This is a genomic window from Streptomyces sp. NBC_01460 (genome assembly GCF_036227405.1).
Classification (GTDB): Bacteria; Actinomycetota; Actinomycetes; order Streptomycetales; family Streptomycetaceae; genus Streptomyces.
In genome coordinates, this window is record NZ_CP109473.1 from 4,247,560 (window position 1) to 4,270,207 (window position 22,648).

Sequence of the window (22,648 nt, forward strand, 5' to 3'; positions counted from 1 at the left end):
AACGGGTCCACCCCTGAGGGTGGACCCGTTTCACGTGAAACCGTCAGCCGCTGCTGACGTCGCCGACTACTTCTGGGTGATGAAGCCTTCGAGGTCGCGGATGATCGCGGCCTTCGGCTTGGCGCCGACGATGGTCTTGGCGACCTCGCCCCCCTGGTACACGTTGAGCGTGGGGATCGACATCACGCCGTACTTCGCAGCGATTCCCGGGTTCTCGTCGATGTTGAGCTTGACGATCTCGATCTCGTCGCCGTACTCAGCCGCGATGGCCTCCAGCGAAGGCGCGATCTGACGGCACGGGCCGCACCAGGCCGCCCAGAAGTCCACCAGCACGGGCTTGTCGTTCTTCAGGACGTCCTCATCGAACGAGTCGTCGGTTACGTTCTTCAGCGCGCCGGCCACGGCGGCCTCCTTGACTTCGGGGGGTGTGGGTTGGGGGATGCAGTTCAGACTGCCGGGGTCTTCTCCGGCTCGGCGAGCTGCTCGTCGGAGAGCGCGGCCAGGAAACGCTCTGCGTCGAGAGCCGCCGAGCAGCCGGTCCCAGCGGCGGTGATGGCCTGGCGGTAGGTGTGGTCGACGACGTCGCCGGCGCCGAAGACACCCTTCAGGTTGGTGCGCGTCGAGGGCGCGTCGACCTTGAGGTAGCCCTCGTCGTCGAGGTCGAGCTGGCCCTTGAAGAGCTCCGTGCGGGGGTCGTGGCCGACGGCGATGAACAGACCTGTCACCGGCAGCTCGGAGGTCTCGCCGGTCTTGGTGTTGCGCAGGGTGAGGCTGGAGAGCTTCTGGTCGCCGTGAACTGTGGCGACCTCGCTGTCCCACGCGAACTTGATCTTCGGGTCGGCGAAAGCGCGGTCCTGCATGGCCTTGGAGGCGCGCAGGGAGTCACGGCGGTGGACGATCGTGACGGACTTGGCGAACCGGGAGAGGAAGGTCGCCTCCTCCATGGCGGTGTCGCCGCCACCGACCACGGCGATGTCCTGGTCCTTGAAGAAGAAACCGTCGCAGGTGGCGCACCAGGAGACACCACGCCCGGAGAGCGCGTCCTCGTTCGGCAGGCCGAGCTTGCGGTGCTGGGATCCCGTGGTGACGATGACAGCCTTGGCACGGTGCACGGTGCCGGCGGTGTCGGTGACGGTCTTGATGTCACCGGAGAGGTCGACCGAGACCACGTCGTCGGGGAGGAGCTCAGCGCCGAAGCGCTCCGCCTGGGCGCGCATGTTGTCCATGAGCTCAGGGCCCATGATTCCGTCCTGGAAGCCCGGGAAGTTCTCCACGTCGGTGGTGTTCATCAGAGCACCGCCGGCGGTGACAGCGCCCTCGAACACCAGCGGCTTCAGCGACGCGCGAGCGGTGTACAGGGCGGCGGTGTAACCAGCCGGTCCGGAGCCGATGATGATCACATTACGGACGTCGCTCACGGGTTCTTCCTCGTCTCTGCGGACTGCCTACTGCCTACTGGGGTCGGTTCCACGACTCTCACCCCACCCAACGGATCCTACGGGGCATGCATTCCCGAACTACCGGTCCGGCTCCCGGCCCGGCCGTCAGGGGCGTGCGTAGGACTGCGTGAGCAGCAGTTGTCCCTTTGTCGCGGGCGTGGAATCCACGCACGCCGCGTCGACGACATAGGCCTGGACACGGCTCGAGTCGTTCGCGTCGGGTAGGACGACGAGGAAAGCGGCAGTGCCGTTGTAGCTGCCCTGGTCCACTGCCAGGGCAGGGGTGTCCCTTCCTGTGCCCTCTTGGACGCAGGGCGGAACATCCACGGCCGGTGCACGCAGCGGTGTGCGCGGAGACGGGGTCCGGGGGGATGTCTCCTCGGGGGAGGACTTGGTGTCCAGGGACGGTTTACCCGGGTCTTCATTGCCCGGAGCGTCGGAAGCGGACGCCCCGCTCAGAAGTGTGTGCACCTGGCCTTCCAGCGTGCCTTCCGAGAAGTCCGCCCCGCTCTTTTCGGCGGCGCTGACACCTTGGTCGGCCATCGAGCTGGCCGAATCCTGGGACGGCTGGATGGCCTGGAACAGGAAGACGCTCATCCCGACGGCCGCGGCCCCGAAAGCAGTACCGAGGATCACCGTGCGACGGCGACGGCGGGACGAGCCCCGGCCGGGCCCGGTGGCACCCCGAGGGCGACCGGCCGGGCGCGGCACGACGAGGCTCTCTTCGGGGGCATCGCATGTTTCACGTGAAACATGCGATGCCGCAGCGGGGGGCGGGGTTGTGGCGGAAGGTGCCGCTTCCGCCGCCAAGGCCGCGTCGATCCGTTCTGCGACATCGTCCGGCATGCGCTCGTGAAGGGGCAGAGCCGTCCCCAGGAGCGAGCGCACTTCTTCCAGGGAGGTGTGAATGTCGTGGCAGTCGTCACAGGCGTCGAGGTGGCGGCGGAGCACTACCTCGCGGGACGGCGGAAGAAGGCCTTCGGTGAGGTCGGAGATCTCCGAGACGTCCGGGTGCTGAGCCGTGTCGGCTGTGGATGTCATGCGAGCCCACCTCCACCCTTTACTGCGGCAGGGTCGCCGTTGCCTACGTCTCTTGGTCCTGACGCCGGTGGGACGGATGCCCCCGGCGTCCGGTTCCTTCCTGTGGACCCGTCCTTGTGCTCACCTCTGGTGGTGCGCAGGTGGGACAACAAGGGGAGCAGTCTGGCCCGGCCCCGCGCACAGCGGCTCTTCACCGTGCCCGTCGGTACTTCGAGGATGCGGGCCGCCTCCGCCACCGGATACGCCTGCATGTCCACAAGCACAAGGGCGGCTCGCTGTTCGGCGGGAAGAGTGGCGAGCGCGGCCAGAAGTTCGCGGTGAAGGTCCTGCCGTTCGGCGGGGGCCTCGGCGGACTCGTGCGGCTCCATGAGCTGATCGAGACGCTCGGCGTCGTCGACCGGTGCAGTCTTGCGTGAGGCCGCCTTGCGAGCACGGTCCAGGCAGGCGTTGACGGTGATCCTGTGCAGCCACGTGGTGACGGCGGACTGACCACGGAAGGTGTGGGCCGCGCGGAACGCGGAGACCAAGGCGTCCTGCACGGCGTCGGCGGCCTCCTCCCGGTCGCCGAGCGTGCGCAGGGCGACGGCCCAGAGCCGGTCACGGTGCCGCCGCACGAGCTCTCCGAAGGCGTCCGGGTCGCCTGCGACGTGCTGGGCCAGGAGATCCTGGTCGCTGGTGTCGGCGAATCTGGCGTCGTCCAACAGTGATCCCCCTTCCCTGGTGCAGTCAGCTGGTGACCTTGATGTCCGAGACCTTGCCCCGGTAGTTGCCGTCGTCACTCGGAGGCAGTTCGGTCAGCCAGACCAGAAGGTACCGTGCCTGCACCGGCTTGTCGGGCTTGAGGGACACCTTTGTTCCGGATCCCTCGGCGGCCTTGGTGAATCCGTCGGGCATCCGAGGAACGGACGGGTCCTCGGTGGTCCTCAACTCGACGGAGGTGCTGCCGAGGAAGGACACCTCGACGTTGCCCACCTGCTGGACCTTGCCGAGGTCGAGAACGACGCCGACGCCTTCCTTGAGCCGCCCGAAATCAGCGCTGAAGTAGCCGTCCGTGTTCCAGTAGGAGCTCGCGTCCCCGTCGTAGACGTTCTTTATCGAGGCCGGCTTCTCGGAGCCGTCGGCACCGAGAGGGTCGTAGTCCTGGGCCTTGGTGATGGTGACGGGCTTGCTGGGTTCGACGGCGTTGTTGTCGTCGCCCCCGTTCTCGGTGGTCTGGGTAGGGACCTGTTCACCCGAGTCCTTGCCTCGGTGGAGGACGGTTTCCGCCAGCTGCCAGCTTCCGAGGCCCAGAGCCGCGATGAGCAGCGCGGACACCGCCCACTTCAGCGCCTTCCCGGTGCGGCTCTGGAGAGGGGCCGGCGGGACGGGGATGACGGGCTGGGTGGCGGATGCGGGCCGCGCTGACGGGCGCCCGTAGGTGCCCTGCTGGTAGGTCGTGCGCTGATACTCCGGCGGCGCGGTGAAGGCTGGTTCCGGGGGGAGTACGCGGGGCATGGCCGCGACGGCCTTGGCGAGCTCGTCAGGGGTCGTGCACGGCTGTTCCTGCCGCGACGCGGTTGCGCCGTCGTTGACCAGAGCGCGCATGGCGAGCTCGGAGAGACCGCGGTGGACGCCCGCGCGCACCTGGTCCGGAGGGATCAGGCCCAGGTCCTTGGGGAGCCCGGAGAGGCCGTAGGCGTCACTCTCGTAGGGCCAGCGACGGGTCAGGGCCGCGTAGAGAAGTGCGCCGATGGCCTCGGTGTCCGTGCGGAGGGGCTGATCGGCCGTGATGCCTCGCAGGGCGGCGTTCACGGCCAGACCGCGGATCCGGTACTGGCCGGTCGAGCTGCGCAGGACCGCGCCCGGGGTGAGGCGCAGATGCGCGAGCCCTTCGCGGTGCGCGGCGGCCATGGCTTGGGAGATCTGGCTCACGAGCTGGTAGGCGTCATGGGCTTCCAGGGGCCCGGCCGCCAGCAGGGCGGTCAGCTCGGTCGCGTCGGGGAGCCATTCGTGGACGACGTAGACGAGGTCGTCCTCCTCCACGGCGTCCAGGACCTGGACGAAGCGGGGGTCACCGAGCAGCGCCGAGGAGCGGGCCGCGGCCAGTACCGAGCGGGCGCGCGGATGATCGGCAGGCAGCAGATGCACGCCCACCGCCCGGCGCAGTTTCTCGTCGACAGCGCGCCAGCTGCTGAATCCGTCCAGCCGGGTGACGCACTCCTCAAGGCGGTAGCGCCTGGCGAGTTTGTGACCGCTGTGCAGATCGGGCGATGCCGGGACGGAGTCCGAGCCGTCACGCCCGCCCTCCGTGTCCTTGGCGCTCGCGCCTTCCGCGTCCTGGGTTTGTGCCGTCCCGTCGGTCGTGGCCGCGTCCGCCTTGGCGGTCAGCGGCTCGTCGCCGCTGTTGTCGGCCACGTCGACAGCAGCCGTGCTACGTTCCGCCACCGTCGTTCCTGCCTCCCCATCCGTTGCGCGATGCCAGCCAGCCAGCTCTGCACAGTCACGCCAATTGTGCCCACACTCCGGCGCTATGCACGACACGCGGTGTCCAGCGATGGTTGTGCGGCTCGGAGCGTGTTCAGCGTCCGAGGCGTCCCCGGACCATGCCGACCATGCCGTTGAGCTCTTCGATGCGCATCTTCTTCGCGGCGACGAAGAAGATGCCCAGCAGGACGACGCTGCCGCAGACCAGCGCCACCACCGACCCGCCGGCCCCGTCTCCGAGAGCCTTCAGGAGACCGAAGCCGACTCCGCCACCGACCACAGCCGCAGGGAGCGCGGCCATGCAGAGACGGGCGTAGGTACGCACGACACGGGCGCCGTCGAGGTCACCGCCGAGCCGATTACTGAGTCGTCGCCAGGCGATGCCGACGCCGACCGCGTAGGCCAGCCCGTAGGAGGCCGCCATTCCCACGACTGCCCACTGGGCCGGAAGAATCACGTAGCAGAGGGCGGACGCTGCCGCGTTGACCGCTGCGACGATGACCGTGTTGTAGAAGGGGGTGCGGGTGTCCTCGTACGCGTAGAAGCCGCGCAACACGACGTACTGCACGGAGTACGGGATCAGGCCGAGGGCGAACGCCATCAGGATGAAGCCCATCGACCGCGCGGCCTCGGTGCCGCTGGAGGCGTAGAGCAGGGTGCACATCGGCAGGCCGAGCGCGAGGAAGGTGAAGGCGACCGGAACGATGGCTACCGCCGAGTTGCGCAGACCCTGCGAGATGTCGTCGCGGACGGCTCCCGGGTCGTTGTCGTGGGCGGCGCGGGAGATGCGGGGCAGCAGGGCCGCCATGACCGAGACGGTGATGATGGCCTGCGGCATGCCCCAGATGAGCTGGGCGTTGGAGTAGGCGAGGAAGCCCGATCCGTCCTTGTCCGCGAGCTTGCCCGCGGACGTCGCGAGCTGGGTGACGACCAGCACGCCCGCCTGGTTGGCGAGGACGAAGAGGACCGTCCACTTCGCGAGCTTGATCGTCTTGCCGAGTCCGTGGCCCTTCCAGTCGAAGCGGGGCCGGAACCGGAACCCTGCCTCGCGGAGGTACGGGATCATCGCCAGGGCCTGGACCACAAGGCCGAGCAGGGTGCCGATACCCAGCAGCCGGACACCTTCCGCCGGGATCGTCTCCACGCCCATCCGGGATTCGGCCGACGTGCCGTAGACCCAGATGAACAGGCCGAACGTGAAGATCATGACGATGTTGTTGAGGACCGGGGTCCACATCATCGCGCCGAACTTCCCACGGGCGTTGAGGATCTGCCCCATCACCACGTGGACGCCCATGAAGAAGATGGTCGGCAGGCAGTAGCGGGCGAAGGTGACGGCCACCGTGTTCGCCGGCGGATCGTTCGCGATGGTGCTCGACATGAGGTGCACCAGCTGCGGTGCCGCGAGCACGGCGATCGCAACGATCAGGCCGAGCGCGACCATGACCAGCGTCAGTAGCCGGTTGGCATACGCCTCGCCGCCGTCCTCGTCGTCCTTCATGGACCGCACGAGCTGAGGAACGAAGACCGAGTTCAGGCCGCCGCCGACGGTGAGGATGTAGATCATCGTGGGAAGGGTGTACGCGATGGTGAAGGCGTCACCGAGCACCGCCGCACCGAGAGCGGCGGTGATCACGAGGCTGCGGACGAAGCCGGTCAGGCGGGACACCAGGGTGCCCGCGGCCATCAGCGCGCTCGACTTCAGTATCCCCGCGGCCTTGCCACCGGACTTCGGCGGAACGGGTGCAGGAGCCGCCTCGGGCTCCGCGGGAGGCCCTGGAGGCCGCCCGGACCCCTCCTGGTCGCGGAAGAGGTGGGCGAACGCGTCCTGCTCCCCACGGTCGCCCGAAGCCTGCGTGACCAGGTCGTCCACCCCTACGTACTGGGTGGTACCGGCGTTGTCCCCGTAAGGGAGGTGCCGGGAGGGGCCTGCGGGCTCCGGAGGCGGTGTCTGGGCCCAGATCCGGGGGTCGGGGGCGTGCTGGGCAGCGGGAGGCTGCTGGTAGAGGGCCTGCGGCTCCTGATAGGTGCCCGGAGGCGGTGGAGGGTGTGAGGCGCGGTCGTAGAGCGCCTCGGCCACGGGATCCTGGGAGGCGAGGTCCTGGCCGCGGTACGGATCGTGGTCGTAGGCGTGCTGCAGGTAGGGGTCAGGTGCCTCCCCGTCCCGGCCGGCGCCCGGGGGCACCGGCGGACCGCTGGAAGACCCAGCTCCGCCCGCGCCCTGGCCGCGGTCACCGTCGTACGGCGCGTTCATCGAAACCCCACCTCATTGTCCCCGGCCGACAGGCCCCGACAGACATCGCTCAACGGTCCACTTTCTCACCCGGGCCCGATGGGTTCCCGCTTTCCGGACCGGTGTCCGGCGCCGGGTCACTCGGCTGCTCGGGTTCGCCGCCGTTGTCGTCCACTGCTCCGCCCGCGACCGTGCGCTTGCGGTGGGTGTACATCCTGATGCCCGCCAGGACCAGCAGCAGCAGACCGCCGGCGATCACCAGGAGCACCGTCGGTGTGACTTCCGAGACCTTCACCGTGAAGGTCATCTCCTCGCCGTACGGCACACCGTCCTCGGTGAAGAGCCGTGCCGTGACCTGCGCCTGCCCGTTGGCGTTGGCCGCGGCGTCGAACTTCACGGACTGGCTGTGACCGCCGGCGATCTTGACCGGCTGCTCGGCGACGGCTGCGCCGTCGTTGAGCTTGAGTCGCGTGGCGTTGCCCGACGTCAGACGCAGTACCAGGTGATCGACATCCTGGACCAGCTTGTTCTGCACGGTCACGGGGATCGTAGCGCTGCGCCCGGACAGGGTCACGTCCGACTTCGTGATCAGCTGGACCTCGTTGGTGAGGCCCTGCAGGTAGGTGCGGACCGCGTCCCGGTACTGCTGTGCCTCCAGCGGCCTGCCACGCCACGACGTCGACACGGCACGGTTGATCGCGTTTCCGAAGGGGGTCACCACGCGGTCGGGCTGCGTGAGGATGATCTGGAAACTGTTGAGCGAGTCCTGGGTCGTCCTGATGTCCTGGAACGCCTGGGTGGGCAGCTCCTGGCTTCGCAGCCTCTTCGGGTACTGCGAGGCCGCGGGCACCTTGGCGGTGGCCTGCGCGTCGGGCTTCTGCTCAGCCGCTGCCATGAGGTCCGCGGGCTGGGTCCAGTGTTCGGCCGTGAGTGCCTGCAGGGCACGCGCCATGGTCTGTGCCTGGGCGGCGCTGGGTGTCCGCTGCGGGGCGACCACGATGCTGCGTTCGTTGTCGGGATCCTGCTGGGTCAGGGCCAGTGTCTGCGCGAGGAAGTTCTGGACGGCACGTGTCGAGGCGCCGGCCTTGGACATGTCCCCGGTGAAGGCGGTGGAGAGTCGGTGGTCGGAGACGACGGCAGTGGTGCCACCACCGATCGGCCGGGCCGACGTCGGTGTGTAGAGCAGCCCGCCCGTCTCCTTGAGACTGTCGCTGCGGGCGATCACCTTGTGCGCGCCCGCAGAGGTGGCGACGTCGACCACGGAGGGATCGATCGCACCGTCCACCGGCCATGCGAAGTCCGTGGACGGCTTCACGTGGAGGACGGTCTCCACCGTCGTCCCGGCGACCTCGGTCGCCGTCCGCAGGTTGCTCAGGGCGCCCGACACGTTCTTGCCGCGGTGGGCGATGGACGCCAGATCGGGATCGGCGAACGGGAGGGCCACCACCTTCCCCTCCTTCACGGCCGCCTGCAGATCCGTCAGCCACTTCTTGGCGATGGCCTGGTTCGTTCCCGCGACCGTCGTGTCACCGGCCTTGACGCGGTAGTTCTTCGTCATCGCGTCGACCGTGGCCAGCAGGTCCGGATCGATCACCCACGTCACAGGGAGCTGTCGTCCGAGCGAGACCAACTGCTCCAGGCGGCCGCCCGGCGCGAGTTCGAGGGCCAGATCGTCGTTGGCGAGCACGGGGGTCTGCTGTTCGTCGGAGCCCGTCTCGGCGGTGACATGTGCTGAAGCGATCAGAGGCCAGAGGAAGGTGAGCTTCGTCCTGCTCCCGGCGTCCTCGGGCTGCCACGGCAGGAAGGTCCGCTGGATGCCGAGAACCTGGTCGTAGGCGTAGTCGGTGGTCTTGCCGGTGACGGACACCCCGAGCTGGTAGACGCCCTCGGCGTCCAGGTCCAGCTTGTTCACCGGGACGGCGAGGGTGAAGTCCTGACTGACGCCGGAAGCGAGCTTGGAGACCTTCAGCGTGTACGACCCGCCGAGCTTGGTCGGGTCACTGCCGGGGAGGTATCCGGTGCGCTTGGCGGCTTCGTCGATCGCACCGCGTCCGGACAGCCGCGGCCCGACGCGCAGGTCGACCTCGGCGTCCGTGATCGTCTTCCTGCCCTTGTTGGTCAGCGTGCCGGAGACGGTGAGTGTGTCGCCCTCGACCGGCGCGCTGGGGGCGAGCGTGTCCAGGGACACATCGACGGTGCGGGATCCGGTCGGGGCCTTCGTCGCCACCTCGGCCTGGGCCGACGGCGCTGCGGGACCGGCCAGGAGGCCGGCGATCAGCGGCGCCCCGACGATCAAGGAGGCTGTGCGCCGGAGCCACCGGCGGGCAGGGGAGGGATTCATCCCCTGAAAGTCTGCCGCCTCGGCCACGCGTATCCGTCCCTCGTCGTCGTCAGCTGGTGCCGGTCCTGCCGGTCTCTGCGTCCCCGCATGGTAACGATGTGCTCGACACCTGAGTGCCGGGGACCGTGCCACATGATCGGGAGAGTCTCGCAGGGCCGCAGGAAACGATGACGCCCGGGCCGGTCAGGGCACGTACCCTTTTCTGTTGTGTCGAACGCCAACGAAGACAGCCCCCGTGCACTGAGCCAGGTGCAGCACCGCGCAGTCAGTGAACTGCTGCGGGTGTCCCCCGTCGCCGACGACCTCGCCCTGCGGTTCCAGGAGGCCGGATTCGGTCTCGCCCTGGTCGGCGGGTCGGTCCGCGACGCGCTGCTCGGCCGGCTCGGAAACGATCTGGACTTCACGACCGATGCCCGCCCGGAGGACGTGCTCAAGATCGTCCGTCCCTGGGCCGACTCGGTCTGGGAGGTCGGAATCGCGTTCGGCACCGTCGGCTCGCAGAAGGACGGATACCAGATCGAGGTCACGACCTACCGGTCCGAGGCGTACGACAGGACCTCGCGCAAGCCCGAGGTCTCCTACGGCGACTCGATCGAGGACGACCTCGTGCGCCGTGACTTCACCGTCAACGCCATGGCCGTCGCGCTGCCGCAGAAGGAGTTCATCGATCCGCACCGCGGGCTCGACGACCTCGCGCAGCGCGTCCTGCGCACGCCGGCCACTCCCGAGGCGTCCTTCTCCGACGATCCGCTTCGCATGCTGCGCGCAGCCCGTTTCGCCGCACAGCTGGACTTCGAGGTCGCCCCCGATGTCGTCGAGGCCATGACGCACATGGCGGGACGCATCGAGATCGTCTCGGCTGAGCGGGTCCGTGAGGAACTGAACAAGCTCCTGCTCTCCGGTCACCCCCGCAAGGGTCTGGGGCTTCTCGTGGACACGGGCCTGGCCGACCACGTGCTGCCCGAACTTCCCGCGCTCCGCCTGGAAAGTGACGAGCATCACCGCCACAAGGATGTCTATGAGCACTCCCTGACGGTCCTGGAGCAGGCCATCGATCTGGAGGAGGACGGGGCGGACCTCGTGCTGCGGCTTGCTGCCCTGCTTCACGATGTCGGGAAGCCGCGCACGCGGCGCTTCGAGAAGGACGGTCGCGTCTCGTTCCACCACCACGAGGTGGTCGGAGCCAAGATGACCAAGAAGCGCATGACCGAGCTCAAGTACTCCAACGAGATGGTCAGGGACGTCTCGAGGCTGGTGGAGCTGCATCTGCGCTTCCACGGGTACGGCGACGGCGAATGGACCGACTCCGCAGTGCGCAGGTATGTGCGGGACGCGGGGCCGCTGCTGGACCGGCTGCACAAGCTGACGCGCTCCGACTGCACGACGCGGAACAAGCGCAAGGCGAATGCCTTGTCGCGCACGTACGACGGTCTTGAGGAGCGCATCGCTCAACTGCAGGAGCAGGAGGAGCTGGATTCGATCCGGCCGGACCTGGACGGCAACGAGATCATGCGGATCCTGGACGTCGGCCCCGGACCCGTGATCGGCAAGGCGTACGCGTTCCTGCTCGAACTGCGGCTGGAGAGCGGACCGATGGACCGCGAGACTGCGGTGGCGGCTCTCAAGGACTGGTGGGCGACCCAGGGCTGAAGGGCGCTGCTCCCGGTCGCGTGCGGTGTCGTGTGCTGACGAGCCCACCATGTTTCACGTGAAACATGGCTATGCGCCGAGCGGGACGATCTGGGTTCGGCACTGAGGGGCGTTGTTTCACGTGAAACAACGCCCCTCACTCCTTGGTTCGGGCGCGCTGCAGCGCGATGCTCGTACGTCGTCGGTGGAGCATGGCAACGGAGACAAGGGCGTACAGCACGGCCACCGTGAGCACCACGACGACAGATCTTCCGTCAGCGGGGAGCACGAGGGCGGACATGGCCGCCGCGGCGACGAAGGCGACGTTGAACAACACGTCGTAGAGGGAGAAGACCCGACCTCGGTAGGCGTCGTCCACGGAGGTCTGGACCTCGGTATCCGTCGCGATCTTCGCCCCCTGGGTCACGAGCCCGAGGACGAAGGCGGCCGCCAGCATCGGTGCGGGGGCGAACAGGAGTCCCAGAGCTGGTTCCAGGAAGGCGGCTGCCCCGGCGCAGCCCGCGAGCCAGCCGTACCGGCCGAACCGTCCGACCGCCCAGGGAGACAGTACGGCGGCCGCGAAGTACCCCGCGGCTGATGCGCCGAGTGCGAGGCCGAGAAGGGCCAGGCCGTCCGACTCGCCGTCGGACCATGCGTAGCGGCAGAGCATCAGGACCATCACGGTCAGGGCTCCGTAGCAGAAGCGGAGCACCGTTATGGCGGCGAGTGCATGCGCCGCATCCCTCCGCTCGGCCAGATGGCGCAACCCCGCGACGAGTCCCCTGGCGGTCGTGGTGAGCGCATCCCGCAGCGCCACGTGGTGCAGGGTCCGATCGGGCCCGAGGAGTGTGCGAGGCAGCGTCAGGGACGCCAGGGCCGAGAGGAGGTAGAGGACCGCGCCCAGCAGGACCACGGAGGCGTCCGACCCGCCTGTCAGGAGACCGATGCCCAGAGCGAGGCCCCCGCCCGCGGTGGCGGCAAGCGTGCCGGCTGTCGGGGAGAGGGAGTTCGCGAGCACGAGCCGTTCGCTGTCGACGACACGGGGCAGGGCAGCGGACAGCCCCGCCAGTACGAAGCGGTTGACCGCGGTGACGCAGAGGGCGGAGGCGTAGAACAGCCAGTCCGGGACGGAGCCCAGGAGAAGTATGGCCGTGCAGCAGGCCAGGGCGGCGCGCAGCAGGTTCCCGTAGAGAAAGACCTGTCGGCGGGGCCATCGGTCGAGCAGGACTCCCGCGAACGGACCGATCAGGGAGTACGGGAGCAGCAGCACAGCCATGGCTGAGGCGATGGCTCCCGGTGTTGTCTGGTTCTCGGGCGAGAACACGACGTAGGTGGCGAGCGCGACCTGGTAGACGCCGTCGGCCGACTGCGAGAGGAGTCGTACGACGAGCAGACGGCGGAAGTTCCGAAGGCGCAGGAGTACGCCCAGATCACGCACGACAGGCATGTGTGCAAGGGTCACACACGTGGGGGGCCTCCGGGCGGATTGCCGGGGACCCCCCACGTGGAGAAGCGTCGATGACGCGGTGACCGTCCGGTCAGCGCTCGACGTCGCCCTTGATGAACTTCTCGACGTTCTCGCGGGCCTCGTCATCGAAGTACTGGACCGGCGGGGACTTCATGAAGTACGAGGAGGCCGAGAGGATCGGGCCGCCGATGCCGCGGTCCTTGGCGATCTTCGCAGCGCGCACGGCGTCGATGATGACACCGGCGGAGTTCGGGGAGTCCCAGACCTCGAGCTTGTACTCCAGGTTCAGCGGAACGTCACCGAAGGCGCGGCCCTCGAGGCGCACGTACGCCCACTTGCGGTCGTCCAGCCAGGCCACGTAGTCCGAGGGGCCGATGTGGACGTTGTCCGCACCGAGCTCACGGTCACGGATCTGCGAGGTGACGGCCTGCGTCTTCGAGATCTTCTTGGACTCCAGGCGCTCACGCTCGAGCATGTTCTTGAAGTCCATGTTGCCGCCGACGTTCAGCTGCATCGTGCGGTCCAGGACGACGCCCCGGTCCTCGAAGAGCTTCGCCATCACGCGGTGCGTGATGGTGGCGCCGACCTGCGACTTGATGTCGTCGCCGACGATCGGGACACCGGCCTCGGTGAACTTGTCCGCCCACTCCTTGGTGCCGGCGATGAACACCGGGAGCGCGTTGACGAACGCGACCTTGGCGTCGATGGCGCACTGCGCGTAGAACTTCGCAGCCACTTCGGAACCGACGGGCAGGTAGCAGACGAGGACGTCGACCTGCTTGTCCTTGAGGATCTGGACGATGTCGACGGGGGCGTCGGCGGACTCCTCGATCGTCTCGCGGTAGTACTTGCCCAGACCGTCGTGGGTGTGGCCGCGCTGAACGGTCACGCCCGTGTTCGGCACGTCGGCGATCTTGATGGTGTTGTTCTCGCTGGCGCCGATGGCGTCCGAGAGGTCGAGGCCGACCTTCTTCGCGTCGACGTCGAAGGCGGCGACGAACTCGACGTCGCTCACGTGGTACTCGCCGAACTGGACGTGCATCAGACCGGGCACCTTGCCGGCCGGATCGGCGTCCTTGTAGTACTCGACGCCCTGCACCAGCGAGGCGGCGCAGTTGCCCACGCCGACGATGGCTACGCGAACCGAACCCATGCCGATTGCTCCCTGTGTGTTCTCGGTGTTCCCCGACGAGGCCTTGCGGATCTTCGGGGATGTCACTTGGTGTCGTCGGACGGATCCGGCCGGGTGTCGTCCCGGTGCCGGGGCAGGCCGCCCGTCTCTCCTGATGTGTCGTGCTGAGTGGAGCCCTCGGGGGAGGACCGTCGCTGGTCCCGTCCCGACCGCTCGCTCTCGATGAGCTCGTTCAGCCAGCGCACTTCGCGCTCCACGGACTCCATGCCGTGTCGCTGCAGCTCAAGCGTGTAGTCGTCGAGTCGTTCGCGGGTGCGGGCGAGAGAGGCGCGCATCTTCTCGAGGCGCTCCTCCAGCCTGCTGCGGCGGCCTTCGAGTACGCGCATCCGCACTTCGCGCTCCGTCTGCCCGAAGAAGGCGAAACGAGCCGCGAAGTGCTCGTCCTCCCAGGCGTCCGGGCCGGTGTGCGAGAGCAGCTCCTCGAAGTGCTCCTTACCTTCTGCCGTCAACCGGTAGACGATCTTTGCCCGGCGTCCCGCCAACGAGGACGCGGGGGCGACCCCACGGCCTGTGGCCGGCGGCAGGGCCGGAACGCTTCCCGGCTCCTCGATCAACCAACCGTTGGTGACCAGCGTCTTGAGGCAGGGGTAGAGGGTGCCGTAGCTGAAGGCGCGGAAGATCCCCAGAGACGTGTTGAGGCGCTTGCGCAGCTCGTACCCGTGCATGGGGGACTCGCGGAGCAGGCCGAGCACGGCGAACTCGAGGATGCCGGAGCGTCTGCTCACGTTCGTCCCCTCCTTCGCCTGGATGCTTCCGCGGGCCGTAGGCCCCACCTTATGCCGTGCTGATGTATCGACTCGATACATCAGCACGATAGATCGGCTCGTGATGTTCGACAAGAGGACGGTTCGTGAGCGGCGTCACATCCCTGATTCATAGGGAGTGACTTGCGTAATTTGGGGTGAAGTTCGGTCCCCGGAGGTTTTTGACCGTGCGTAGTCTGTGCGGCATGCAGACCACCGGGAACCATGACGCGCCACCGTGCGTCAGTAATCGCGGACTGCCGGATGCGCTGAGGGTGAGCCTTCCGCAGTGCTTGTCCGTAATTCGGGGGGACCGGATCACAACTGCCGCTTCCAGGCGCTCTCGCCTGCCCGAGGAGTAGTCGTTCGATGAGCGAGCACCGTCGCAAAGCGCCGCAACCTCAAGGTGGCGGGCGCGCAGCGGCCAGACGAGCCGCCCAACAGCCTGCTGGACGTCGCAGTGATTCGTCACGCAGAGCCACACCGCCATCACCTTCCGCAGCGCATGGCGAGGAGCCGACCTACGGCAGCCGCGCCGAGGCGCGTCGAGCCGCCCAGCGGGGCGGGGGCCGGCGGCGGGGAGGTGACGACAGCAGCAGTCACGAGGGCCGCGGCCGGGGCCGCGTGGACTCCGGGAAGAAGCGCTTCATCGACTACCCGCGGGCCGGCAAGTACGGCTTCCGCCGCTGGGTCCCTTCGTGGAAGCTGGTCTCCGGCCTGTGCCTGGGGTTCCTGGGTCTCATGATGGGTGTTGCCGGCGTCGCGTACGCGCTGGTGGTACCGCCCAAGGTCAATGATCTCGCCAAGGCGCAGAACAACGTCTACTACTGGGCCGACGACACACAGATGGTTGCCACGGGCGGGTCCGTCAACCGTCAGTCGATCGAGTACGCCCAGATCCCTCCGGCGATGCGGAACGCCGTCATCTCGGCCGAGAACAAGTCGTTCCAGACCGACCGGGGCATCGACCCCATGGGTATCGCCCGCGCCTTCTACAACATGGCCCGCGGTGGTGAAACGCAGGGTGGTTCCACGATCACCCAGCAGTACGTGAAGAACTCCATGCTCACCCAGGACCAGACGCTGAGCCGGAAGTTCAAGGAACTCTTCATCACGCTCAAGGTCGGTGAGACGGTGGGCAAGAAGGAGGTCATGGAGGGGTACCTCAATGTCTCCTACTACGGTCGCGGTGCGTCGGGACTCCAGGCAGCCGCACGGGCGTACTACAACAAGGACGCGACGGACCTCAACCCGAGCGAGTGCGCCTTCCTCGCGACGCTGCTCAAGGGTGCGAGCTACTACGACCCCGCGGGCGCCCCTGAAGTCGACCCGGTGAAGGCTTCCCGCAAGGAGAACACCAGGCGGGCCAAGTTGCGCTGGGGCTGGATCCTCGACGAAGAGGTGAAGGACGGCAAGCTGAGCGCGGCGGAGCGGGCGAAGTACACCGAGTTCCCCATGCCGATCGAGCCGAGGAAGGACGCCAAGCTCGGCGGTCAGACCGGATACCTGGTCGACCTCGCTACCAAGTACTTCCTCGCGCACAACGACCGGAACGTCACCGAGAAGGAACTGGCCCAGGGCGGCTACGAGATCCACACGACCTTCGAGAAGAAGAAGGTCGACGAGCTCGAGAAGTCGATCAAGAAGGTCTACGAGGCCAAGATCAGCCCGAAGGCGCGCCCCGACAAGGACACGCACGTCCAGTTCGGAGGGGCGTCGGTGGACACCAAGACGGGTGCCATCGTGGCCACCTACGGCGGCCAGGATGCGACCCAGCACTACACCAACAACGCCGACGCGACCGGTGCGCAGGTCGGTTCGACGTTCAAACCCTTCGTGCTGGCAGCCGCGATGAAGTACGGGAAGCGGAACCCCGAGGGCGAAAAGGTGCAGGGCGAGTCGGAGCGCACGCCCGTCTCACCGAAGAGCATCTACAACGGCGACAACAAGCTGAAGATCAATAACTACGACGGCTCGGTCTGGATGAACGACGACAACAAGGAGTGGCTCCAGACCAACGACGGAGACCACAGTTACGGAGACATCAGCCTCCGGTACGCCATGCAGGAGTCCGCGAACTCCCCGTACGTCCAGCTCGGAATGGATGTCGGCACCGACAAGGTGAAGGAGGCGGCCATCTCCGCGGGGTTGCGTGACGACGACTACATGGCGAAGGCCGACGTCCCTTCCTTCTCCATCGGTACCTCCTCGCCGAGCGCCATCCGGATGGCGGGCTCGTACGCCACCTTCGCCACCAGCGGCAAGCAGCGGGAGCCGTTCTCCGTCACCGAGGTGAAGCATGACGGTGCCGTCATCTACCAGCACAAGACGAAGACCAACCCTGCTTTCTCCAGCGTCGTCGCGGACAACGTGACCGATGTGCTGAAGAACGTCGTGGAGCACGGCACAGGAACCCCTGCCAAGCTGGCAGGGCGTGACGCGGCCGGCAAGACGGGTACCACCGACGGCAACAAGTCGGCGTGGTTCGTCGGCTACACCCCGCAGCTGTCCACCGCCGTCAGCATGTTCCGCATGGACGACGACGAGAAGAGCAAGGACCGCGAGTTCCTGGAGATGTACGGGACCGGCGGTGAGAAGTCCATCCACGGTGCCTCGTTCCCCGCGCAGATCTGGCACGACTACATGACCGAGGCGGTCAAGGGCACCAAGGTCGTGGCCTTCCCGAAGCCGGAGCCGTACGGCGAGACGCTCTACGGTGGCGGCGCGGTCAGCCCCACCCCGACGCCGAGCCCGACGCCTACGCCTTCGGAGTCCAGCGCGTCGCCCACGCCGTCCGTCACACCGTCGTCGCCGACCCCCACACCGAGCGAGACGTGCCAGCCGCTCGACTGGGAGTGCAGGAACAACCAGAACGGCGGGGCGGCCACCAACGGGAACGGCACCGAAGGGAACACGGGCGGAACCACCGACGGTGGGACGGACGCCGGGACCACCGACGGCGGGACGGACACCGGGACCACCGAGGGAACGACGGAAGGAACGACGGAGGGCGACGAGAACGAGCGCGGAGGGATCTTCGGAGGCGGGTAGCACCACCGCCTTCGGAGCTTTATCCGAGCCTCCCGTAGAAGCATGAAGAGGGCCGCCGCACCTGCCGGGTGCGGCGGCCCTCGTTCATGTGTCCCGGACGTGGGCCACGCCCGCACACAGCGCCGTACGGCAGGATGTGCGGCATGCCAAGCGCAGAAGACACGAGCGTGCACCAGGAGCCGTCCGTCGTACCGCCCACGCGACAGGACGAGATCGCCGCGGCGGGCAGCGAGCTGATCGGCGGGCCCGCGGGCCGTTGGGCACGGTTCGGATCGGGCCCGCTCACACCGGTCCGCGTCATCGTCCTGGTGGCGATCGGAATGTTCGCGCTCGGCATGGTGCAGAAGGTCCCCTGCTACGACTGGGCCTGGTTCCGCGGCGCCAGCTCGCAGTACACGCACGCGTGCTACTCCGACATCCCGCACCTCTACGGCGGCCGCGGGTTCGCCGACGGCCTCGTGCCCTACGCCGACCGGCTCGGCGGCGACATGTCCTACCTCGAGTACCCCGTCCTGACCGGGCTGTTCATGCAGGTCGCCTCCTGGCTGACGCTGACCCCCTCCTCGGACCCCATGCAGCAGCGCGAGCAGATGTACTGGATGGTCAACGCGGGCATGCTCATGGTCTGCGCCGTGATCCTCGTGGTCTGTGTCGCCCGCACGCACCGGCGCCGGCCCTGGGACGGGCTGCTGGTCGCGCTCGCCCCGGCGTTCGCGCTCACCGCGACCATCAACTGGGATCTGCTCGCCGTCGCGCTGACCGCCGCGGCGATGCTCATGTGGTCCCGCGGCAGGAACCTTCTCTTCGGCATCCTCATCGGCCTGGCGACCGCAGCCAAGCTCTATCCCGTACTGCTCCTCGGGCCGCTGCTGGTGCTCTGCTGGCGGGCCGGGAAGTGGCGGGAGTACGGGGTGGCCCTCCTCGGAGCGGCGGGGGCCTGGCTGCTGGTGAACCTACCGGTGATGGCGTACGCCCCCGAGGGGTGGAAGAAGTTCTACACCTTCAGCCGGGAGCGGCAGATCGACTACGGCTCGTTCTGGCTGGTCATCACCCAGCGCACCGGGGTGTCCATCGACGTGGCCACGGTGAACACGGCCTCGGTGCTGCTGATGATCGTGCTGTGCGCGGGGATCGCAGGACTGGCCCTGACGGCACGGCACCGGCCCCGCTTCGCCCAGCTGGCGTTCCTCGTCGTGGCCGCCTTCATCCTGACCAACAAGGTCTACTCACCGCAGTACGTGCTCTGGCTGATCCCGCTGGCCGCGCTGGCCAGGCCGCGATGGAGGGACTTCCTCGTCTGGCAGGCCTGCGAGGTCATGTACTTCCTGGGGATCTGGTTCTACCTCGCCTACACGACGAGCGGGGACAAGCACCAGGGTCTGCCGCAGGACGGCTACCAGGTCGCGATCGCCCTGCACCTGCTGGGAACGCTCTACATGTGCGCCGTGGTCGTCAGGGACGTCCTGAGGCCTGAGCGTGACCCCGTACGGCACGACGGGTCCGACGATCCGTCGGGAGGCGTGCTCGACGGGGCGCCGGACCGGGTGGCACTGACGCAGGCGCACCCTCACCGGTCCCGGCACACGGCACCCGCGGTCGAAGGACCGCGGGTGGAGTGGGGAACCGCGGGCGGAGCGGTCTCGGACTGAGCTACCGGTCTACCGGTCCACGAGGCGGTCGAACTGGGTGGTCGTGTGGCGCAGATGGGCCACCAGTTCGTCGCCGACCTTCGGCTCCTGGGCGTCCGAGGGCACGAAGAGGATCGAGACCTGCATGTGCGGCGGCTCGGCGAACCAGCGCTGCTTGCCCGCCCAGACGAAGGGCGACAGGTTGCGGTTGACCGTCGCCAGACCGGCGCGTGCGACGCCCTTGGCCCGGGGCATCACTCCGTGCAGGGCCTTCGGCGCCTCCAGCCCGACACCGTGCGAGGTCCCGCCGGCGACGACCACCAGCCAGCCGTCGGACGCGGCCTTCTGCTGGCGGTAGCCGAACCGGTCGCCCTTCACGACCCGCGTGACGTCGAGGACCGCACCGCGGTACTCCGTCGCCTCGTGGTCACCCAGCCAGAGCCGCGTGCCGATACGGGCGCGGAAGCGGGTCTGCGGGAACTGCTGCCGCAGGCGCGCCAGTTCCTCGGCCCGCAGGTGGCTGACGAACATCGTGTGCAGGGGCAGCCGGGCCGCGCGCAGCCGGTCCATCCAGGAGATGACCTCCTCGACCGCGTCCGAGCCGTCCGTACGGTCGAGCGGCAGGTGCAGCGCGAAGCCTTCGAGGCGCACGTCCTCGATGGCCGCGTGCAGCTGGCCGAGCTCCTCCTCCTTCACGCCGTGGCGCTTCATCGAGCTCATGCACTCGATGACCACGCGAGCCCCCACCAGGGCGTGCACGCCGTCCACGGAGGAGACGGAACGGATGACGCGGTCGGGCAGCGGTACCGGCTCCTCCCCCCGGCGGAAGGGCGTGAGGACCAGCAGGTCGCCGCTGAACCAGTCCTTGATGCGCGCGGCCTCGTACGTGGTGCCGACGGCCAGCGTGTCGGACCCGAAGCGGATCGCCTCGTCGGCCAGCCGCTCGTGTCCGAAGCCGTATCCGTTGCCCTTGCAGACGGGCACGAGACCGGGGAACTGGTCCAGGACGGACTTCTGGTGCGCCCGCCAGCGCGCGGTGTCGACGTAGAGGGAGAGCGCCATGGCCGGCCCGGAACCTTTCTGGTGGCTGCGGTGTAACTGAGAGAGAGGGAGAGGAGCTGATGGATGGTGGTCAGGATGCGGTCAGCGGCGCGACATGTACATATCGAGCGCCTTGTGCAGCAACTTGTTGAGGGGGAAGTCCCACTCGCCGACGTACTCGACGGCTTCGCCACCGGTGCCGACCTTGAACTGGATCAGGCCGAAGAGGTGGTCGGTCTCGTCCAGCGAGTCACTGATGCCGCGCAGGTCGTAGACGGTCGCGCCCATCGCGTACGAGTCGCGGAGCATCCGCCACTGCATGGCGTTGGAGGGACGGACCTCGCGCCCGATGTTGTCCGAGGCGCCGTAGGAGTACCAGACGTGCCCACCGACGACGAGCATCGTGGCGGCCGAGAGGTTCACCCCGTTGTGCCGGGCGAAGTACAGCCGCATGCGGTTGGGGTCCTCGGAGTTGAGCACCGACCACATGCGCTGGAAGTACGAGAGCGGGCGGGGCCGGAAGTGGTCACGCACAGCGGTGATCTCGTACAGCCGCTGCCACTCGGCGAGGTCCTCGTAGCCGCCCTGGACCACCTCGACACCGGCCTTGTCGGCCTTCTTGATGTTGCGGCGCCAGAGCTGGTTGAAGCCCTTGAGCACGTCCTCGAGGGAGCGGTTGGCCAGCGGGACCTGGAAGACGTAGCGGGGCTGCACGTCGCCGAAACCGGCGCCGCCGTCCTCGCCCTGCTGCCAGCCCATCTTGCGCAGCCGGTCGGAGACCTCGAAGGCGCGCGGCTCGATATGACTGGCCTCGACGTCACGCAGCCGCTTCACGTCCGGGTCCTGGATACCCGACTTGATGGCGGCCGAGTCCCAGCGGCGGATGACGACGGGCGGGCCCATCTTCACGGAGAAGGCGCCCTGCTGCTTCAGGTGGGCGAGCATCGGCTGGAGCCACTCGTCCAGATTCGGGGCGTACCAGTTGATGACCGGGCCCTCGGGGAGGTAGGCGAGATAGCGCTTGATCTTGGGCAGCTGGCGGTACAGGACCAGCCCGGCGCCGACCATCTCGCCGTTCTTGTCGAACCATCCCAGGTTCTCCGAGCGCCATTCGGTTTTCACGTCAGCCCACGCCGGGACCTGGCAGTGACTGGCCGAGGGCAGACTCTGGATGTACGCCAGATGCTGTTCTCGGCTGATGGTCCTCAGGGTCAGGCTCATGCGGGGCGCTCCTCGGCAGGTGTGTCCCCATCGGTCAGGGGCTCCGGCTCTCGCGCCGAAGCCTACTGTGACCGAGAGGCGCCCGGTCTGGCCCGTACGGACCGGACCGGGCGCCACCCACACGGGACCGCCCTGCCACGCAGTGCGTGGGGAGGTCGGCCTCCCCGACCGCCGCTCTGCCGGTCAGGTGATGACGCTGCCGAAGAGACCGCCGTGCGCCATGCCGAGGAAGAAGCCGAGCGCGGATGCGCCGAGCCCCATGATCAGCCCGAACCGCTGCCAGGTCGTCCTGGAGATGTACTGACCGTAGGCACCGGTCAGGATGCCGATCAGCCCGGCCCACGAGCTGATCAGGTGCAGGCTGTGGAACATCGCCGTCACGAACGCGAGGACGCCGAGGACCCCGGTCACCGCCATCAGGGCTTCCTGGACGGGGTGCGGCCTGCCGTCGGTCGCGAAGAGGGATCCGGTGGCCGGGCGGGCATTGGCCACCCGGCTGGGAGCCGGCCGGATGCCGGCAGGTCGGACTGTCTGTGCCATGGAGTACCTCCTGGCGGAAGGGCGGTGCGATGTAGCGCCTCTCACACCGCATCTGTCTCGATTGTGCGCCCTGAACACCGGATTTCAACCGGAAGCCGGTCTGCGGGTACTCTGTACGGTCTGCACCGGTGTCTGCCTTGGGCCAGCACTGCAGCTCCCCTCGACTACCGAAGACGGGCGTTGTCAGTGGCGGCTGTTTTACTCGGAGACACTGTTGCTTACGCATCACGACCCTCCTGCCACGGAACGACCGTGGCCGCTGAGTCCAAAGGAGGTGGGTTCCACATGCGTCACTACGAGGTGATGGTCATCCTCGACCCCGATCTCGAGGAGCGAGCAGTCTCCCCGCTGATCGAGAACTTCCTCTCCGTCGTCCGTGAGGGCAACGGAAAGGTTGAGAAGGTCGACACCTGGGGCCGTCGTCGTCTCTCTTACGAGATCAAGAAGAAGCCTGAGGGCATCTACTCGGTCATCGACCTGCAGGCCGAGCCTGCGGTCGTCAAGGAGCTCGACCGACAGATGAACCTGAACGAGTCGGTCCTCCGGACCAAGGTCCTCCGTCCCGAGACCCACTGAGCATCTAGCTCAGTGGTCATCGGGTTCGAGTAGCAAGCAGCC

At 67.8% G+C, this 22,648-nt stretch carries 17 protein-coding genes; 4 read left to right on the forward strand and 13 right to left on the reverse strand.

The genetic code is table 11. The features are described from left to right. Nucleotides 1-66: 66 nt before the first annotated feature. The 7 genes from trxA to OG488_RS18920 form a co-directional block, all read right to left on the reverse strand. Nucleotides 67-402 (reverse strand): thioredoxin, encoded by a 336-nt coding sequence (trxA, locus tag OG488_RS18890; protein ID WP_329230761.1) that lies wholly within the window; start codon nucleotides 400-402, stop codon nucleotides 67-69. A 44-nt stretch (nucleotides 403-446) separates the two neighbouring features. After that, nucleotides 447-1,418, reverse strand: coding sequence for a thioredoxin-disulfide reductase (gene trxB / locus OG488_RS18895; protein WP_329230763.1), 972 nt, complete (start codon nucleotides 1,416-1,418; stop codon nucleotides 447-449). Nucleotides 1,419-1,544: 126 nt separating this feature from the next. Beyond that, nucleotides 1,545-2,480 (reverse strand): anti-sigma factor family protein, encoded by a 936-nt coding sequence (locus OG488_RS18900; protein WP_329230765.1) that lies wholly within the window; start codon nucleotides 2,478-2,480, stop codon nucleotides 1,545-1,547. Beyond that, complete coding sequence (gene sigM / locus OG488_RS18905; protein ID WP_329230766.1) at nucleotides 2,477-3,181, reverse strand: RNA polymerase sigma factor SigM; 705 nt, start codon at nucleotides 3,179-3,181, stop codon at nucleotides 2,477-2,479. Before sigM ends, OG488_RS18900 begins: the two co-directional genes overlap by 4 nt. Before the next feature lie 25 nt (nucleotides 3,182-3,206). Next, nucleotides 3,207-4,904, reverse strand: coding sequence for a serine/threonine protein kinase (locus OG488_RS18910; RefSeq protein WP_329230768.1), 1,698 nt, complete (start codon nucleotides 4,902-4,904; stop codon nucleotides 3,207-3,209). Between the two features lie 133 nt (nucleotides 4,905-5,037). Further along, a complete protein-coding gene (gene murJ, locus OG488_RS18915) occupies nucleotides 5,038-7,197 on the reverse strand; it encodes a murein biosynthesis integral membrane protein MurJ (RefSeq protein WP_329230769.1) in 2,160 nt (719 codons plus the stop codon). A 49-nt stretch (nucleotides 7,198-7,246) separates the two neighbouring features. Next, entirely contained in the window at nucleotides 7,247-9,544 is a 2,298-nt protein-coding gene (locus OG488_RS18920) for a DUF6049 family protein (protein WP_329230771.1), read from the reverse strand. A gap of 180 nt (nucleotides 9,545-9,724) precedes the next feature. On the opposite strand from OG488_RS18920, the gene OG488_RS18925 reads away from it, so the two are divergent. Next, complete coding sequence (locus tag OG488_RS18925; RefSeq protein ID WP_329230773.1) at nucleotides 9,725-11,167, forward strand: CCA tRNA nucleotidyltransferase; 1,443 nt, start codon at nucleotides 9,725-9,727, stop codon at nucleotides 11,165-11,167. A gap of 136 nt (nucleotides 11,168-11,303) precedes the next feature. On the opposite strand, the gene OG488_RS18930 is transcribed toward OG488_RS18925, so the two are convergent. The 3 genes from OG488_RS18930 to OG488_RS18940 form a co-directional block, all read right to left on the reverse strand. Continuing rightward, nucleotides 11,304-12,593, reverse strand: coding sequence for an MFS transporter (locus OG488_RS18930; protein ID WP_329230775.1), 1,290 nt, complete (start codon nucleotides 12,591-12,593; stop codon nucleotides 11,304-11,306). Nucleotides 12,594-12,684: 91 nt separating this feature from the next. Beyond that, nucleotides 12,685-13,767 (reverse strand): inositol-3-phosphate synthase, encoded by a 1,083-nt coding sequence (locus OG488_RS18935; protein ID WP_329230777.1) that lies wholly within the window; start codon nucleotides 13,765-13,767, stop codon nucleotides 12,685-12,687. 62 nt (nucleotides 13,768-13,829) lie between these two features. Then, complete coding sequence (locus OG488_RS18940) at nucleotides 13,830-14,531, reverse strand: PadR family transcriptional regulator (RefSeq protein WP_329230779.1); 702 nt, start codon at nucleotides 14,529-14,531, stop codon at nucleotides 13,830-13,832. 387 nt (nucleotides 14,532-14,918) lie between these two features. On the opposite strand from OG488_RS18940, the gene OG488_RS18945 reads away from it, so the two are divergent. Both OG488_RS18945 and OG488_RS18950 read left to right on the forward strand, forming a co-directional pair. Beyond that, nucleotides 14,919-17,600: a transglycosylase domain-containing protein gene (locus OG488_RS18945; RefSeq protein WP_329230780.1), complete on the forward strand. Its 2,682-nt coding sequence runs from the start codon at nucleotides 14,919-14,921 to the stop codon at nucleotides 17,598-17,600. A 143-nt stretch (nucleotides 17,601-17,743) separates the two neighbouring features. Beyond that, nucleotides 17,744-19,249 (forward strand): glycosyltransferase family 87 protein, encoded by a 1,506-nt coding sequence (locus tag OG488_RS18950; RefSeq protein WP_329230782.1) that lies wholly within the window; start codon nucleotides 17,744-17,746, stop codon nucleotides 19,247-19,249. 9 nt (nucleotides 19,250-19,258) lie between these two features. Here OG488_RS18950 and OG488_RS18955 read toward each other — a convergent pair whose 3' ends face one another. The 3 genes from OG488_RS18955 to OG488_RS18965 form a co-directional block, all read right to left on the reverse strand. Then, nucleotides 19,259-20,290: an alanine racemase gene (locus OG488_RS18955; protein WP_329230784.1), complete on the reverse strand. Its 1,032-nt coding sequence runs from the start codon at nucleotides 20,288-20,290 to the stop codon at nucleotides 19,259-19,261. A gap of 81 nt (nucleotides 20,291-20,371) precedes the next feature. Continuing rightward, nucleotides 20,372-21,490: a lipid II:glycine glycyltransferase FemX gene (locus OG488_RS18960; protein WP_033296787.1), complete on the reverse strand. Its 1,119-nt coding sequence runs from the start codon at nucleotides 21,488-21,490 to the stop codon at nucleotides 20,372-20,374. Between the two features lie 183 nt (nucleotides 21,491-21,673). Continuing rightward, entirely contained in the window at nucleotides 21,674-22,030 is a 357-nt protein-coding gene (locus OG488_RS18965; protein WP_329230786.1) for a hypothetical protein, read from the reverse strand. A gap of 285 nt (nucleotides 22,031-22,315) precedes the next feature. Here OG488_RS18965 and rpsF point away from each other — a divergent pair, with 285 nt between their 5' ends. Beyond that, complete coding sequence (gene rpsF, locus OG488_RS18970) at nucleotides 22,316-22,606, forward strand: 30S ribosomal protein S6 (RefSeq protein ID WP_006604399.1); 291 nt, start codon at nucleotides 22,316-22,318, stop codon at nucleotides 22,604-22,606. Nucleotides 22,607-22,648: the final 42 nt, after the last annotated feature.

Excerpts from the sequence above, each read along its gene's own strand:
- OG488_RS18900 (WP_329230765.1), bottom strand. The coding sequence starts at position 2,480 with ATGACATCCACAGCCGACACGGCTCAGCACCCGGACGTCTCGGAGATC.
- murJ (WP_329230769.1), bottom strand. The coding sequence starts at position 7,197 with ATGAACGCGCCGTACGACGGTGACCGCGGCCAGGGCGCGGGCGGAGCT.
- OG488_RS18930 (WP_329230775.1), bottom strand. The coding sequence starts at position 12,593 with ATGCCTGTCGTGCGTGATCTGGGCGTACTCCTGCGCCTTCGGAACTTC.
- OG488_RS18935 (WP_329230777.1), bottom strand. The coding sequence starts at position 13,767 with ATGGGTTCGGTTCGCGTAGCCATCGTCGGCGTGGGCAACTGCGCCGCC.
- OG488_RS18945 (WP_329230780.1), top strand. The coding sequence starts at position 14,919 with ATGAGCGAGCACCGTCGCAAAGCGCCGCAACCTCAAGGTGGCGGGCGC.
- OG488_RS18950 (WP_329230782.1), top strand. The coding sequence starts at position 17,744 with ATGCCAAGCGCAGAAGACACGAGCGTGCACCAGGAGCCGTCCGTCGTA.
- OG488_RS18955 (WP_329230784.1), bottom strand. The coding sequence starts at position 20,290 with ATGGCGCTCTCCCTCTACGTCGACACCGCGCGCTGGCGGGCGCACCAG.
- OG488_RS18960 (WP_033296787.1), bottom strand. The coding sequence starts at position 21,490 with ATGAGCCTGACCCTGAGGACCATCAGCCGAGAACAGCATCTGGCGTAC.
- OG488_RS18965 (WP_329230786.1), bottom strand. The coding sequence starts at position 22,030 with ATGGCACAGACAGTCCGACCTGCCGGCATCCGGCCGGCTCCCAGCCGG.
- rpsF (WP_006604399.1), top strand. The coding sequence starts at position 22,316 with ATGCGTCACTACGAGGTGATGGTCATCCTCGACCCCGATCTCGAGGAG.